15 protein-coding genes are annotated in these 14,665 nt (G+C 55.6%); 4 read left to right on the top strand and 11 right to left on the bottom strand.

Features of this window, described 5'->3' with window-relative positions; translation table 11 throughout:
* Positions 1–317: 317 nt before the first annotated feature.
* Positions 318–470 carry a Hok/Gef family protein gene (locus tag AC6I8R_RS26555; protein ID WP_497833372.1) on the bottom strand — a complete coding sequence of 51 codons (153 nt, stop codon included), beginning with the start codon at positions 468–470 and terminating at the stop codon, positions 318–320.
* A gap of 513 nt (positions 471–983) precedes the next feature.
* Here AC6I8R_RS26555 and AC6I8R_RS26550 point away from each other — a divergent pair.
* From AC6I8R_RS26550 to AC6I8R_RS26540, 3 genes are all read left to right on the top strand, one after another.
* Positions 984–2,597, top strand: a complete 1,614-nt coding sequence (locus AC6I8R_RS26550) for a dipeptide ABC transporter ATP-binding protein (RefSeq protein WP_497833371.1) — start codon at positions 984–986, stop codon at positions 2,595–2,597.
* A 126-nt stretch (positions 2,598–2,723) separates the two neighbouring features.
* On the top strand, positions 2,724–3,698 hold the full coding sequence (locus AC6I8R_RS26545; protein ID WP_497833370.1) for an RHS repeat domain-containing protein: 975 nt from the start codon (positions 2,724–2,726) through the stop codon (positions 3,696–3,698).
* A gap of 317 nt (positions 3,699–4,015) precedes the next feature.
* Positions 4,016–4,417 (top strand): hypothetical protein, encoded by a 402-nt coding sequence (locus AC6I8R_RS26540; protein WP_497833369.1) that lies wholly within the window; start codon positions 4,016–4,018, stop codon positions 4,415–4,417.
* Between the two features lie 10 nt (positions 4,418–4,427).
* On the opposite strand, the gene AC6I8R_RS26535 is transcribed toward AC6I8R_RS26540, so the two are convergent.
* The 7 genes from AC6I8R_RS26535 to AC6I8R_RS26505 are packed head-to-tail and all read right to left on the bottom strand — an operon-like array spanning position 4,428 to position 11,859.
* On the bottom strand, positions 4,428–5,237 hold the full coding sequence (locus AC6I8R_RS26535; RefSeq protein WP_497833368.1) for a rhodanese-like domain-containing protein: 810 nt from the start codon (positions 5,235–5,237) through the stop codon (positions 4,428–4,430).
* Positions 5,227–6,198 (bottom strand): ornithine cyclodeaminase, encoded by a 972-nt coding sequence (locus tag AC6I8R_RS26530; protein ID WP_497833367.1) that lies wholly within the window; start codon positions 6,196–6,198, stop codon positions 5,227–5,229. The genes AC6I8R_RS26535 and AC6I8R_RS26530 overlap by 11 nt, the downstream gene beginning before the upstream one ends.
* Positions 6,199–7,197, bottom strand: a complete 999-nt coding sequence (locus tag AC6I8R_RS26525) for a 1-aminocyclopropane-1-carboxylate deaminase/D-cysteine desulfhydrase (RefSeq protein ID WP_497833366.1) — start codon at positions 7,195–7,197, stop codon at positions 6,199–6,201. It abuts the gene before it with no gap.
* Positions 7,181–8,608, bottom strand: coding sequence for a M20 family metallopeptidase (locus tag AC6I8R_RS26520; protein WP_497833365.1), 1,428 nt, complete (start codon positions 8,606–8,608; stop codon positions 7,181–7,183). The genes AC6I8R_RS26525 and AC6I8R_RS26520 overlap by 17 nt, the downstream gene beginning before the upstream one ends.
* The gene (locus AC6I8R_RS26515) at positions 8,605–9,519 is read right to left on the bottom strand and encodes an ABC transporter permease (RefSeq protein ID WP_208726822.1); all 915 of its coding nucleotides are present in this window, start codon (positions 9,517–9,519) and stop codon (positions 8,605–8,607) included. Before AC6I8R_RS26515 ends, AC6I8R_RS26520 begins: the two co-directional genes overlap by 4 nt.
* A 1-nt stretch (position 9,520) precedes the next feature.
* On the bottom strand, positions 9,521–10,369 hold the full coding sequence (locus tag AC6I8R_RS26510; RefSeq protein ID WP_021185401.1) for an ABC transporter permease: 849 nt from the start codon (positions 10,367–10,369) through the stop codon (positions 9,521–9,523).
* Positions 10,366–11,859: an ABC transporter substrate-binding protein gene (locus tag AC6I8R_RS26505; RefSeq protein WP_497833364.1), complete on the bottom strand. Its 1,494-nt coding sequence runs from the start codon at positions 11,857–11,859 to the stop codon at positions 10,366–10,368. The genes AC6I8R_RS26510 and AC6I8R_RS26505 overlap by 4 nt, the downstream gene beginning before the upstream one ends.
* Before the next feature lie 165 nt (positions 11,860–12,024).
* Here AC6I8R_RS26505 and AC6I8R_RS26500 point away from each other — a divergent pair, with 165 nt between their 5' ends.
* Complete coding sequence (locus AC6I8R_RS26500; protein WP_497833363.1) at positions 12,025–12,681, top strand: GntR family transcriptional regulator; 657 nt, start codon at positions 12,025–12,027, stop codon at positions 12,679–12,681.
* 42 nt (positions 12,682–12,723) lie between these two features.
* Here AC6I8R_RS26500 and AC6I8R_RS26495 read toward each other — a convergent pair whose 3' ends face one another.
* The 3 genes from AC6I8R_RS26495 to AC6I8R_RS26485 all read right to left on the bottom strand — a co-directional run bounded on the left by AC6I8R_RS26495 (position 12,724) and on the right by AC6I8R_RS26485 (position 14,594).
* Positions 12,724–12,987: a Txe/YoeB family addiction module toxin gene (locus AC6I8R_RS26495; protein WP_208726826.1), complete on the bottom strand. Its 264-nt coding sequence runs from the start codon at positions 12,985–12,987 to the stop codon at positions 12,724–12,726.
* A complete protein-coding gene (locus AC6I8R_RS26490; RefSeq protein WP_208726827.1) occupies positions 12,984–13,229 on the bottom strand; it encodes a type II toxin-antitoxin system Phd/YefM family antitoxin in 246 nt (81 codons plus the stop codon). Before AC6I8R_RS26490 ends, AC6I8R_RS26495 begins: the two co-directional genes overlap by 4 nt.
* A gap of 69 nt (positions 13,230–13,298) precedes the next feature.
* A complete protein-coding gene (locus tag AC6I8R_RS26485) occupies positions 13,299–14,594 on the bottom strand; it encodes a glycoside hydrolase family 10-like protein (RefSeq protein WP_036627086.1) in 1,296 nt (431 codons plus the stop codon).
* Positions 14,595–14,665 lie beyond the last annotated feature (71 nt).

Genomic DNA, 14,665 nt, shown 5'->3' with positions numbered 1-14,665 from the left:
CCCGGTGTTGTTTCTATCCGATCATCCGGGCGTGCAACTGTATTTGGAGAAGGAAGGCTAACCGTGCCGTTGGCTGGATACATATAAGTCCCTTTATCGTGTTTTTGCTAACAATATTAAGTTAACAACTTAGTATGATGGTGGGTTTCGCGGTTTTGCATCTTTATCACATCATGGGCAAAACACGGGGAATTATAGGTCAGTACCTGTCCGTTAAGGTATTGCGGCATCAGGGGAATGATCCGGAAAGAAGGGTGCCTGAGAGCCTATGCTTTGCAACAACCGGAACGGCGGGGCGAACCCCGCCGCGATTGCTCTTACTTCCTGGATTCGTAAGCCAGTGAGACAGCAACCTCCATAATGCCGGTTCGGAATCGCACCTCACAGAGTTCCTTCCGGACGACCAACAAGACAGCCGTGGCCGTCACAAGGATAAGGGCGGTGATAATGATCACCGTCTGCTGTTTCATTGATACTCCTCCTTGTCTTTCGACAGGTAAGAGGCTACCTTTATGTTGCGAGCATGAAGGAGGCCTCAGGTTGATGGATATTAACCTGGGGCTTTTCTCTTTCTGCCGTCAGCGAAACCAATGCTTAAGACAGAAAGTCTCAAGCACCCGCCGCGAGTCTACTTATTCCCTGTCACAGCTGCAATTAACAGAATGCGCGAAATTTCGACGATTTTTTACAAGAACTTATGTTTTTTATCATTTAAATAAATATGATGAAAAAATATAAAATAATATAATTTATTTTGTCGAGAGAAGTTATTTGTGGGCAATTTCTCTGTATAAACCATCAGAAATGATTGTTACATCACAATTCGGTGATTAACCTCACAATAATGCCGATTTACTCGTTTTTATTCTTTTTTTCTGTCACGCGCTTATATTCATGACTTTGGGGTCATAACCTAACGTTCTTGTTAGCTTTTCTCTCAGGATATATCCTGTATTTTTCCGCTTTTACGGACCGATAGCCTTATGAATGCAACGACGCGCCTCCTGTCTGTGGAACACCTCAATCTGGCAACGGAAGACCAACGTCTGCTGGTGGACGATGTTTCGTTCCATCTCGATCAGCGGGAAATTGTGGCACTGGTGGGGGAGTCAGGCTCCGGTAAGACACTCACCTCGCTGGCATTGATGAATTTGCTACCGCCGGGCGTGCAACAAACCTCGGGTATCATCCGTTTTCAGGGAGAGGAACTGGATGCGAGGCGCACCGCCACATTACGCGGTTGCCGTATTGCGACGGTGTTTCAGGAACCTATGACCAGCATGAACCCTACGCTGCGAATTGGTGAGCAAATCGCCGAAGTACTGGTGCGTCATCGGCAATTCAGCTGGAAACAGGCACAGCACGAAGCGGTGGCATTGCTGGATCGCGTCGGTATCGTCAACCCGGCACAGCGCGCGCGCCAGTATATCCACCAACTTTCAGGTGGCATGCGCCAGCGTGTGATGATTGCCAGCGCCATCAGTGGGCAACCGGATGTGTTGATCGCTGATGAGCCGACCACCGCGCTGGATGTCACCATTCAGGTACAAATCCTGTCACTGTTGCAGGAGTTGCAGCAGGAGATGGGGATGGGCATGTTGTTGATCACCCACGATCTCTCGGTGGTGGCGCGTTATGCGCATCGGGTGTGTGTGATGCAACAAGGGCAGTTGGTTGAACAGGGGGATGTACTTAGCACCCTCGGGACGCCAGCGCATCCCTATACCCAAAAACTGATCAATGCTTCTTTATCACATCTTCCCCCCACTCCTCCGGTGCGTGAGCGTCAGACACCGTTGCTGATACTGCGCGACATCTGTAAAAGCTATTCAACGCCGGGACGCCTGCCGCTGATGCCGGGCAAGCGCCAGACGGTGCTGCATCCCACCAACCTGGAGATTCAGCCCGGAGAAATTGTTGGTCTGATTGGTGAATCTGGCTCAGGCAAAACCACCCTGGGCAGTGCAGCAATCGGCCTGATCGCCGCCGACAGCGGCGAGGTGTTATTTGAAGGGAAACCGTTGAAAGGTCGCCAGTTGAATAATCTGCGTCGCCACAGCCAGATCATCTTCCAGGATCCCTACGCCAGTCTGAACCCGAAGATTACCGTGGGAGAACAGATTGCCGAGCCGTTACGTGTCTGGCAGCTACGGCACGGGGCGGCGATCAACGCGCGTGTCAATGAATTGCTGACGCTGGTGGGTTTAAAACCGGAACATGCAGATCGCTTACCCAGCGCCTTTTCGGGTGGACAGCGTCAGCGTATTGCGATTGCCCGTGCGTTGGCGATGGAACCCAAACTGCTGGTGGCGGATGAGGCGGTCGCCGCATTGGATCTCTCGGTGCGCGGGCAAATTCTGTCTTTGTTCAGCGAGTTGCGTGACAAACTTGGCTTGTCTGTGTTGTTTATCAGCCACGATCTCAGCGCGGTTCAGCAATTGTGCGATCGTGTCATTGTGATGTATCACGGCAGGATTGTGGAATCTGGCGCGACCGAGCAGGTGGTTAGGCAGCCTCAGCAGGAGTACACACGCCAGCTTCTGGCTGCTGCGCCGAATGTGCAACAGGCGCTTACGCAACGTGCCATTTGTCCGTAGCGGCGCGATTTATCGCGCTATTTCGTGCACAAATCCGGAAAAACCTGCGCAATAAATCGCGCCGTGACGGGTTTTTATAGATTGCCGGTGACATAGATTTTCCCTTTTTAATACCGGAGAAAATCTATGTCACAATCCCATGAGTTTTACCGTTACGCTGCTCCCGGCGAGCGCCAGCTTAAGTACCATCATGGCACCCGGCAGCAGGTGCGTTACCTGCCTGGCGTGGAGCTGCGCAGCGGCGCGCAACAGCGTCTGCGGGTGGTCGTTGTCGGGAATAGCCATATCTATCAGGCAGTCGGTGAGAAAATTGTGCATTTTAACCTCGCCGACAGGCTCGGTAGTCTGAGCGACATAGTGGATGAACAGGGTATCCTCGTCAGCCGCGAAACCTGGTATCCGTTTGGCGGCACGGCAAGTTGGTTAACCGGTGCGCAGGCTGGTGCGGCGCTAAAATTCCAGCGTTATGCAGGTAAAGAACGTGATGCCACCGGGTTGATATATTTCGGCTGGCGCTGTTATGTGCCGTGGAAAATGCGCTGGCTGAACTGCGACCCAGCGGGCACCATTGACGGATTAAACCTGTTTTGCATGGTGAGTAATAATCCACTTACGCTGCGCGATCGGGATGGCAGGGTGGGAGAGAATGAACCGCTGGATTTGAGTATGGGGGGCGATCTGCGGGCGACAAATCCTGGGGACAGGTCGTTACCACCGATTAAGCGGTACCTGAGGATGCTCGCCATATCGCAGCCGCCGCAAGCGGAGGCCATCCCACTCTCCGATCCCATACCCCGGCCACCTGTGGCCCCGGTAACGGAGGACAGACCAGAGATACTGCAACCCGGCACATCAACCGACTCAAAGACAAAGAATAAATCCTGGTGTCGTAAGTGCGTTCCACCGAAATCTTTTAGTTCGTACAATAAACGTAACTTACATTTATTGCAGGTGCATAATATTGGATTTGAGTGTAAGCATGAAGGCTGTGGGAAAATATTTTCCGATAAACAACTCTATGAAAGTCATATAATGTCCATGCTGGCGATAAGCCATACATTTGTGAAATGGAGGGATGTGACAGCCGATTTTTCTCCATGAGTGACCTTTGCCACCATAAATATACTCATGCTGAAACCGGAGAATTTAATTGCGCGAAATGTGTGAAAAAATTTAAAACCTCAAGGACTTTAGCGGCGCATAATAGATATATTCATGGAATGAATGAAAAGCGGCGTCCCTGTAATGAGAATGGGTGTAATGTGGTGAGTTACACTTTAACGCAATATAAAAGGCATGAAAAAAGCCACCGTTCTTCGGTACGGCATTGATATTCTGCCCAGGCTAATGTAAATCGCTGAGGTTTTTATAGATTCACACTGAAGTACATTTTCGCCTTTCACTCCCGGAGAAAATGTATGTCACAACCTCATGAGTTTTATCGTTACGCGACCCCCGGCGAACAACAGCATTTGCTGATGATTAAAGCAGGGAGCAGCCATATCTGGCTGGAGGGCAGTCAGAAGATAACGCATTTTAACCTCACCGACAGGCTCGGCAGCCTGAGCAGCGTGGTGGATGAACAGGGGGTGTTGGTCAGCCGCGAAACCTGGTATCCGTTTGGCGGCACCGTCAGTTGGCTAACCAATCTCACTTCTGACAGTTTAGATCCACCGCCGCCTGTGGCGGTGGCGGCTTTGGTGACACTTGAGTCACCAAAGCGCGGTCCTTCATGCGATCCTGTGCCCATGTTGACGCAAAAAGCGTTCGTAAAGCGCTGTCCAACCTGTAGCCAGGTTTTTAAATCCCAATACTTATAAGCACGTAGAATTACAAAATGGGCAGTTCATTATGTTCTGCCCATTCATGCCAGGAACCCACATAAATCGCCACCTGCGGATAACCCGCCAGTTTTAATGCCGCCAGCACGGTGGCGGCGCGTGCGCCGCGATGGCAGTAGACCTGCAACTGTGCACCCCGTGCCAAACCTGCCGCTTCAGCTCGCTGGGCGATTTCCGCAGCGGTACGAAAGCGGCCATTTTCCAGCACATCTTCCCAGAACAACAGGCGGGAATGAGGGATACGTCCGGCGCGATGGCAGCAATCGTGCACGAAACTGCCATCAAATTCTGACGGACGCCGCGCGTCAACGTTGATCACCGTTTTGCCATCAGCGTTGATGACCTGTTGACGGCTGCTGACCCAGCGGCTGTCCCAGCTTACGACAGCGTGTTCTGAATTTTGTGTGACGGTGTAACTTAACCCCTTGCCCGGTTCCAGGTCATCACCTGTCTCCCGCCAGGAATCCAATCCACCATCGAGAATCAATGCATCGTCCCGACCCAGTAGCCAGGCGAACCAGGCACCGCGCGGCGATCGCATCCCCACCTGCTGTTCAAAAAACACCGGCGTTGCGGCCGGATAGCGATCAAACAACAGTTGCAGCGCTGCGGCAGCGTCGGCTGCCATCGCCGCCAACCCGGCAGGGGTGCTGTCCGCGATAAAATAATCGTAAACGTTGCAGTGCTGCGCACCGGGCAGCGTATTGGCTTGCCATTCGGCCACGTCACGCACATCAATCAATAAAAAATGTTCGCCGCGTGACTGTCTCAGCCGCAGCGCACTGGCCTTAATGATCATGCGTGACTCCATTAAATAATGTTTGCCAGTTTCCAGCCTGCTGTTGCTCGGCCGCTGTCAGCACGCGGGCGGCGAGGGCGATATCGAAAACGTTCAGCCCGAAGGAGGAGAAGTAGACGCTATCGGTAGCGTCGGGTCGCCAGCCATCTATCACCAGCGAGGTGAGATCGGCCGCGACTTCGTGCTCGGCGAATTCCCCCGCGCGGAACATCTGGAACAAACTTTTGGCGCTGCGCTGGGCGAAATCACCCCACGCATCCACCACCACCTGGCGACTGGCTTTGATCGCGGCAAAGCTCACTTCGTGATAGCCCACCTGGATTATCAGACGGCCCGCACGTACCGCAGGCGCATCCACAATCGGCTGCGTCGCGCTGGTACAGGTGATCACCGCGTCATACGGTTTTGCCAGTGCCGCGTCGAGATCGGGCTCGGGGGTGATGCCGTTAAGGCCAGACATATTTTCCGGCGTGCGATTCCACACGCCGATTTGCGCCAGCGTCGGAAACAAGGTCTGCAACATACGCAGATGCGCCCGGGCGTGAAAACCGGCACCCAGCAGCAACACGCGTTTTACCGCACGGGGCGCGGCATATTGCAATGCCAGCGCGCTGACGGCAGCGGTACGCGCGGCAGTTAATGCGCCACTGGCAACCAGGCCGCGTGGCACGCCACTGGCGGCATCGTTGATCAGCGTTACCGCCAGGGCGGCAGGTAGCGTATCAGGTCGCTGCGGGCGGTGGGCGGTCCACTTCACGCCCGCAGCGTTAAAATGTCCGCCAACCCTGGCGGGAAGTGCATAGGCTTTGCCGAGCGGTGTCGCGAGGTCGATATGGTTTTCGGCAGGCATCTGCGTTTCACCGGCGCGCATTAGCGTGACAACGTCACGAACATCGGCCAGCGCTAACGCCGGATCGTCGCCGCCGAGCAGCGCCACCGTGGCTTCGTCCAGCACGCGCATTTATTGCTCCAGCAGCCGGTCGGCAAAAGGATAGAGCGCGGGAGAACCACCGCAATGCACGAACGTCACGTTGGCACCTTGCGGAATATGCCCCTGTTTAACCAGCGATATCAGGCCGTGCATCGCTTTGCCGGTATAGACCGGATCGAGCAACACGCCTTCCTGCTGCGCCAGTTGGTAAATGGCGTCGATACCGCCCGCTGATGGGATGCCGTAAGCTTCACCGACATAGCCATCTTCAATCCAGATATCATCGGGTTGCCACTGTTGCGGCCATTGCAGCAAATCAGCACAATCCTGCGCCATACCTGAAATACGCAGCTGGAACCAGTCGGCTTTGGCACTGACGCTGATGCCGATCACTTTTGTCTCAGGCCAGTAACGGCGCGTGCCAACGTGCAGTCCCGCGAGGGTACCGCCGGAACCGGTCGGTGCTACCACAAAATCCGGCACCGATGCGGCGCGCTCAGCAAGCTGCGCGCTGATTTCCTCAACCGCACGTACATAACCCAGCGCGCCGAGCGGTGTGGCACCGCCCAGTGGGATGATCATCGGCTTCTCGCCGCGGGCGCTGGCCGCATCGGCGTGCGCCTGCATCGCCCCTTCGATCTGGGTGAAATAACCGTCCGGGTCGAGGAATTGCACCTCGGCTCCGAACAGCTTATCGAGCAGCAGGTTGCCCTGCCAACTGGCAGGCGGGTTGCCGCGCAGCACCAGCACTGGACGCATACCAAACTTACGCGCCGCCGCTGCTACCATGCGGGCGTGGTTTGACTGATGTCCACCGGTGGTGATCACCACGTTGACGCCCGCCTGGCAGGCCTCTGCCATCAGGTACTCCAGCTTACGGACTTTGTTGCCGCCGCCGCCGAAGCCGCTGTAGTCATCACGTTTGATGGTGAGACTTATGCCTAATACCTCCCCAAGCCGCGGTAGCGGCTCCAGCGGCGTGGGGAAGAATCCCAACGGCACGCGTGTAAACTCATCGACTGTCTTCATTAAAATTACCTGTAATATTTTGTTTTAGTACTTCTCTGGTGTTTCCCTGGTGTGGCGCGACCCGACCAAAGGTCGAGTCAGAAAATGCGGTGAGCCACAGGCTCAGTGACTGCTGGAAGCGCTCCAGTCCAGTCAGGGTGACAAATTCGTTTACGGCGTGGGCGTTGCCGCCGTGACCCAGGCCGCCAATTAAAAAAGCGGGGGCGATGGCAGCGAAGGCATACGCCGGGGCGCAACCCGGTGCCCACGGCCAGATTTGCGGCTGTGCGCCCAGCGTCTGATAGCTTGCGATCAGTTCATCGACGCCGCTGGCGTGGCGACCAAAACGAATTCCCGGATAGCGATCAACCAGTTCCAGCCGGGTGCCGGTCAAATCCGGCTGTGCAAGGCGCTGCTGCGCGGCAGCAATCATCGCATCCTGATCAAACGCAGGCGGGATACGGAAAGCCAGTTCGGCGCTGGCTCGGAACGGGATCACGCCACGACCACCGACCGGATCGCTGTGCAACTCGGCCAGCGTCAGCACGGCGCTGCCGAGCAAGGTTTGCAAACAGGTGACCGCGTCACCGGTAATCATCAGACGCTGACTGCGGCGGAAGTGCAGCTCATCATCGATGCTGAACGACTGCGCCAGCGTTGCCAGCAGCGCGTTAGCCTCGGCATCCGGCGCGATGTAGCCCAGTACACCGCTGTCAGCGGCGGGGGCGATGGCGTCCAGCGCCTGCACCAGACGCCAGGCGGGATTGGCTATCCATCCGGCGTTACTGGCGTGAATGGCGGAGGAAGGGCCGCCCCAGTCGCCGCCGTTGACGCTTAAGCGTCCGGTGGCGAGGCCGGTAAAGCCGAGATAGACGCGAGGTTCGCCGCCGCCATATTCGCACAGCGACGGAAACAGCACCGCCTCAGCCGGTGCCACCGGACAGGGCTGTTGCGCGAGGTAACGCCGCAGCTTGCCGCTGCCGATTTCCTCTTCGCCTTCCAGCAAGATTTCGAGGTTGACCGCCAGCTGGTTGTTCTGCAACAACCCCCGCAGCACAATCAACATCCCCGCCACCGGGCCTTTGTTGTTCTCTGCACCGCGTCCGACGAACACATCGCCTAAATCGTCCCAGTGGCAGACGCCACCGACGAAGGGCGGCACATCCCAGCCCGCGTCATCCGCAGGCATCACGTCGTACATGTTGTACAGCACCACGGTTTTGCTGGCACCGGTATCAATACGGACATGCACCACCGGCGGCTTGTCGGCGGCCTGGCTGGCAACCGGGTAAATCACGCGGGCATTCAGGTGCGTCACTATCCAGGATTCGAGCCACGCGGCCAGGCCGTGTTGCGCGTCAAGCTGTCCCGACACGCTTGGCCAGCGCGTCAGTTCACTCAGCAGTTCCAGGGTGGCGTCGAGTCGGTTCACAGGCGGATCCTCGGGTTCAGCACCAGATACAACAGGTCGATCAGCAGATTAATCACCACAAATACCAGCGCGGCCAGCAGGACGATCGCCTGTACCAGCGGGAAGTCGCGGTTTTGAATCGCCTGAATCGCCAGGCGACCAATACCCGGCCAGGCAAAGATAATTTCTGTCACCAGCGCGCCGCCGAGCAGCGAAGCGAAGTACATACCCTGCACCGTCACCACCGGGATCAACGCATTACGCAGGCCATGTCGCACCACGATACGCCACTGACTTAACCCTTTGGCACGCGCGGTGCGGATATAATCCTGTTGCAGCACTTCCAGCAGGCTGGCTCGTGTCAGACGTGCCACCGCGCTCATATAAAAGGCACCGAGGCTGACGGCGGGCATAATCAGCGCAGTGAAACTGCCGTAGCCACTGGAGGGCAGCCATTGCAGGTGCAGGCTGAAAAATAAAATCATCAGCAGTCCGAGCCAGAACACCGGGATGGCCTGACCACTGAAGGCCACCAGGCGGCAGATCAGATCCCAAAAACTGTGCGGGCGCAGGGCGCTGATGATGCCGAGCAGCAGGCCGAGCAGGGAACTCCACACCAGTGCGCTGACGGCCAGTAGTGCCGTCGCAGGCAGACGTTCACCGATTAATGCCAGCACCGGCTGGCTGTAACGCAGCGATTCACCAAAATCGCCCTGCAACACGCCACTCAGGTAGTGGCCGTACTGCCACAACAGTGGGCGGTCAAAGCCCATGCTGTGACGAAAGGTATCAATCTCCTGCTGGCTGGATCCGGGGGGCATCATCAGCGCAGCCGGGTCTCCGGTCAGGTGCAGGCTGAAGAAAATCAGCAGCGATACGCCGAATAACACCAGCACTGACTGTCCGAGGCGATTGAGTAAAATATTCAGCATGTTAATCCAGCCTCGTATGGGTGCGACGCAGCAGGGCATCGCCCAGCAGGTTGCAGCCAATCACCAGCGCGGCGATCACCAGACCGGGATACAGCACCAGCCACTGTGCCAGCAACATATACGAACGACCTTCACCGATCAGATTGCCGAGGGTGGGCGTCGGCGGCTGAATGCCCATGCCGAGAAAACCCACTGAGGCTTCCAGCACAATCAGACGCGGAATATCCAGTGTCAGCAGCACCACCAACGGGGTGAGCAGATTAGGCAGGATATGACGCAACAAAATACGCAGTGGCGAGAACCCCATCGCTTTCACCGCCTGGATGTATTCCAGCTCGCGAATTTCCAGCGTTTTGGCACGCGCCACGCGGGCGTAGATCGCCCAACTGGTCACCCCCATGATGACGATAATGTTGGTGGTGGACGTTCCCATCAACGCAATCACCAGCAGGATCAGCAGGATAAAGGGCACCGCCAGTTGGATATCGATCAGGCGCATAATCAGGGCATCAACCCAGCCACCGGCATAACCGGCAATCATGCCGAGCGCCACGCCGACCACCGCACCAATCGCGGCGGCCAGCACCACCACCAACAGCGACAGGCGCGTACCGGCGAGGATGCGGGAGAGCAGGTCGCGGCCCAGTTGATCGGTGCCGAGCAAATGGCCGCCAGTGCCTGGCGGCAGGAACATCTCGGTTAACTGGTTGGTTAACGGGTCCGGCAATGGCAGCCACGGAGACAGCAACGCCGCCACGATCACTACCAGCAGCAGCGCGCTGCCGATGATGGCATCACCGTAAAAAATACGGCGTGGCCGACGTTGTAAGGCTGCTGCCGGGTTAATCATTTCAGCCTCAGATCAAACAGCGGGATACGGGCATCGACACGGCCTTTAAAGGTCAGTGCGTCGCTGTGCGCATACAGCGTGTCTTCACGATACAGCGGGATCAGCGGCTGCTGTTCAGCAACGCGTTGCTGAATCTGTTGCAGCAGCACTTTACGTTTCGCGGCATCCACTGTCTGGCGGCTCTGGTCCAGCAACTTATCCATTTCAGGATCGTTCACCGTCGAGTAAGGTTCGCTACTGTGCAGTATCGGGAACAGGGCGGCATCGGCGTCCAGTGTCTGGGTCGATCCCCACGCCAGCATATACATCGGGGCTTGCTTCTGTGCCGCGACCTGCTGGGTATAAACCGACCATTCAGGCACTTCTAGCTGAGCTTTGACGCCGATCGCTGCCAGATCCTGCACGATCGCCTGGGCGACATCCGCGCTGGCGATATAACGGCGTGGTGCCTGGAGGCGCAGGGTAAAGCCATTCGGATATCCGGCCTGCGTCAGCAGAGTTTTGGCTTTGGCGACATCCTGGGTGGTGGCGGGTACCGCCAGATAACCGAAATCATTGGCTCCCGCCATCGTACCGGTCGGCGTGCCGTAGCCATGCAGCAACTGCTGGGTATATGCCTGACGATTCAGCGCCAGCGACAGTGCCTGACGTACACGCACGTCGTTCAACGGTTTTTCGTTGTTTTTCAGACCGAGATAGATGGTTAACCCACCACCTTTGACCTGCTCCAGCGCAACGCCAGGGCGATTTTTCAGCGCAGGCACCAGATCGGCAGGCACGCTTTCCACCAGTTGGACTTCACCGGTCAGCAATGAGGTGATACGGGCGGTGGCCTCCGGGATCGGACGCCAGGTGACGCGGTCAATGGCAGGTTTGCCACGCCAGTAAGCATCATTGGCGACCATCACCACTTTTTCGTCCGGGATAAAGGTATCCAGCTTGTAAGCTCCGCTGCCAATCGGTTTGCGCGCGAATTCGCTGGCACCCACTTTTTTCACATAAGCGGGCGGGACAATATAGGTCGGATAACGGCTCATGCGGGTTGGCAGCAGCGGATCCGGACCGTTAGTATGAATCAACAGCTGATAGTCGTTGACCACCTCGACCGATTTAATGGTGCGGATGTAGGAGATGGTCGGTGCGTGGTTGGCAGGGTCAAGAATGCGGTCAATGGAGAATTTTACCGCCTCGGCATTGACCGGCTCGCCATCGGTGAAATTCACCCCTTTGCGCAGGTTAAATTGCCAGGTGGTGTCATTGATGGCTTTCCAGTCGGTCGCCAGGCCCGGTTGCAGCGACATATCATCGGCGCGACGTACCAGGGTATCGAAAATATTATCCACCAGCGTGGCAGCTTCTTTGAGAAAGCCGGGATCCATAGCCGTGGCTGATGCGGGTTGGGCGATGGTCAACTCTGCCGCCTGCAAACTGGCGGGTAACAGGGCAAAAAGCAATGCGGTGGTAGCAAACTTCACTGCAGGTAGTCTCATAAACTTCATCCCAAAATGCATTCGGTAACGTAGTGAAAAGAGTGTTGCTGTGTTGATCGTGCTTCGCTTGTTTTGTAATACATGATATATCCTATAGCGGGACGTTTTGGCAACAAAACATTTAAACTTCTTACCATTTGCACAATCCGGGAAAGGAAAAAACGCATGATTGAGATGGAAAAAGCACAGCGACTCAGCCTGACCGCCCAGGTAGAAGCCACGCTGCGTAGCGCCCTGATTGTCGGTAAGCTCAAGCCCGGCGCGCGCCTGGTAACGCGTGATCTGGCGGCGCAGCTAGGTACCAGCATCACGCCGGTGCGTGAGGCGTTACTGCGTTTGGTTTCCGCTGGCGCCCTCAACGCCACCCCGGCAGCAGCATTTCTGGTCCCGGAGATGACCCTGAAGCGCTTTCAGGAGATCACTCTGATACGTAAGCAACTGGAAGGGTTGGCGGTGCGGATAGCAACACCAAATATCACGAAAAAACAGCTCTCTGAGCTAAAAAAATTGTGTGATCGCTTTATGCAGGCCAAGTTGAGCGGGGAGGTAGAAGCTGCGTTGGAGGCCAATCGTGCTTTCCGCTTTACCCTGTATGGGTATGCAAAAATGCCAACGTTGTTGCTGCTGATTGAACAACTGTGGGTGCAGATTGGGCCTTGCCTTAATTATCTCTATCCGCAGTCGAGTGAAATGGCTAAAGGACATAATTACGATCATTTGCTGGAGGTGTTGCAGACCAAAGATGTGGTGCTGGCGGAGCAGGTGGTGATGAAGGCGATTGATGACGGCGCGGCGATTTTGCTGAGGACGTATTTTGTTTGATGATTTTCTGGGGCGCGATAAATCGCGCCGCCACAAAAAAAGTTAAAGCTCGTAATGGAACCGACACGCAACTATCGTGATTACGCCATCACTGACGCTGTAAACCAGACGATGCTCCCGGTTTATACGACGTGAATAAAGGGCAGGGTTTTTGTAATGCCTTAACCGTTCAGGTTTACCAATACCCTGCAACGGATTCTCATGAGCGGCTTTGATCAGCTCTCTGACGCGTTCAAACAACTTTGGATCATTCTCTTTCCAGTAGTTGTAATCTTCGGCACCACGTTTGGTGAATAACGTTTTCAAACGTCGATTTCAACCAGATCGCCCTTGTCCAACTCGTCAAGCGAGGCATTCAGATGTGCGGCATTAGCAGGATTGCTGAACAGATACAGCGTTTCTATCATGGCGTCATATTCCTCTGCATCAATCATCACCACATCTGGTGCATCGCGACGTAAAATGCGCACGGGTTCGGCATTATCAGACACGCGCTGCATTGTATCCGCGAAATGGTTGCGTGCTTCCGTAAACGTTAGTGTATGCATGATGGTCGCTCTTTAATGAATGTGGCCTAGTGTGATTATAAACATGTACGTATATAAGTACAAGAAAACTTAACTTCCCCAGCGGCTACGCAGATAATTCACCGCCTGCTGCGTTTGCGGCTGATTAAGGTAGTTTTCTCTGAACAGAATCGTGCCGCTGATTTGCGGCAGTGATTCATTTAAATCCAACTGTTTTTTCAACTCCGGCACACCGCCGTTGACCGTCCAGTCAGGTTCACTCTTTGAGGGTTCACCCACTTTATACAATGCCACGCCGATATAGAGGCGGGTATGTGTCGGTTTCACCACATTCGCCCACCAGTTTGCCAGCACATCATAGCGCGCCGCCTGACGTGAGAACGGCCAGTAAATTTGCGGGGCAATATAATCCAGCAAGCCCATTTGTACCCACTGACGGGTGTCGGCAAAAGCCTCATCATAAGCTGCCGCACCTCGGGTATCTGAACCGGAGGGATCATGTGACAGGTTGCGCCATACGCCAGCCGGGCTGACGCCAAACTCGACACTGGGTTTCAGCTGTTTAATGGTGCGAGACACCTGCTCGATCAACAACTGCGTATTGTGGCGTCGCCAGTCGGCTTTGGACGCAAATCCCTGACCATATTGGCGGAACGTCTGGCTATCATTCAGGGCAGAACCCGGAGATTCCGCGTAAAAATAATCATCAAACTGCACCCCATCGACCGGATAATGGCTAACCACTTCCGCCACAATGCTGGTGATCCAGTCGCGTGCCGCGGGTATGCCAGGGTCAAGCACAAAGCGATCGCCGGCAGTACGGATCCAGTCACGATGCAACACAAACACACTGGCAGGATGAAGGGACAGGGTGGCGTTCAGTTCCGCCACGGTGGATGGCTTGGTGTTGACTGAGACGCGATAGGGGTTAAACCAGGCGTGCACTTTCATGCCACGCTTATGCGCTTCGTCCAGAATAAATTGCAGCGGATCATAACCAGGGTCGGCACCGATCTTACCGGTCAGCATATCGGACCAGGGCAAAATTTTAGAAGGCCACAGCGCAGTACCATCTGGTTTTACCTGGAAAAATACGGTGTTGATACCCAGGCTCTTTAACTTATCCAGTTTTTCGGTGAGCGCTTTTTGCTGCTGGCTGATGCGGCTGGCGGCACTGCTGGCATTCACCGACGCGACCGGCGGCCAGTCAAGGCGTGAAACGGTTGCCAACCAGACGCCGCGCATCGGTTGCTGATCGGTTACCGGTTTCGTCGGTAAAGGGGGCTGCGCAACGGTCGGTAGCGGGGTGACCAGTGATTTTGGCGGTTGTGACGTGCAGCCAGCAACTGCCAAAGCGACCGCGACAAGCCAGCCACTCCTTTTCAGCGAGAGGGTGATGATAAGCTCCGGTTATTCTGATGATCCTGTAAAAAGGACATTTTCTGAGTTAGGCGATC

The organism is Pantoea sp. X-Soil-OKNW-713 (assembly GCF_059730685.1).
Note: the sequence above shows the minus strand (reverse complement) of the source record. Positions and strands in the feature narration are given on the sequence as shown.

What these genes read in the sequence shown, in the direction of transcription:
- AC6I8R_RS26555 (WP_497833372.1), bottom strand. Translation starts at nt 470, where the DNA reads ATGAAACAGCAGACGGTGATCATTATCACCGCCCTTATCCTTGTGACG.
- AC6I8R_RS26550 (WP_497833371.1), top strand. Translation starts at nt 984, where the DNA reads ATGAATGCAACGACGCGCCTCCTGTCTGTGGAACACCTCAATCTGGCA.
- AC6I8R_RS26545 (WP_497833370.1), top strand. Translation starts at nt 2,724, where the DNA reads ATGTCACAATCCCATGAGTTTTACCGTTACGCTGCTCCCGGCGAGCGC.
- AC6I8R_RS26540 (WP_497833369.1), top strand. Translation starts at nt 4,016, where the DNA reads ATGTCACAACCTCATGAGTTTTATCGTTACGCGACCCCCGGCGAACAA.
- AC6I8R_RS26535 (WP_497833368.1), bottom strand. Translation starts at nt 5,237, where the DNA reads ATGATCATTAAGGCCAGTGCGCTGCGGCTGAGACAGTCACGCGGCGAA.
- AC6I8R_RS26530 (WP_497833367.1), bottom strand. Translation starts at nt 6,198, where the DNA reads ATGCGCGTGCTGGACGAAGCCACGGTGGCGCTGCTCGGCGGCGACGAT.
- AC6I8R_RS26525 (WP_497833366.1), bottom strand. Translation starts at nt 7,197, where the DNA reads ATGAAGACAGTCGATGAGTTTACACGCGTGCCGTTGGGATTCTTCCCC.
- AC6I8R_RS26515 (WP_208726822.1), bottom strand. Translation starts at nt 9,519, where the DNA reads ATGCTGAATATTTTACTCAATCGCCTCGGACAGTCAGTGCTGGTGTTA.
- AC6I8R_RS26510 (WP_021185401.1), bottom strand. Translation starts at nt 10,369, where the DNA reads ATGATTAACCCGGCAGCAGCCTTACAACGTCGGCCACGCCGTATTTTT.
- AC6I8R_RS26505 (WP_497833364.1), bottom strand. Translation starts at nt 11,859, where the DNA reads ATGAGACTACCTGCAGTGAAGTTTGCTACCACCGCATTGCTTTTTGCC.
- AC6I8R_RS26500 (WP_497833363.1), top strand. Translation starts at nt 12,025, where the DNA reads ATGATTGAGATGGAAAAAGCACAGCGACTCAGCCTGACCGCCCAGGTA.
- AC6I8R_RS26490 (WP_208726827.1), bottom strand. Translation starts at nt 13,229, where the DNA reads ATGCATACACTAACGTTTACGGAAGCACGCAACCATTTCGCGGATACA.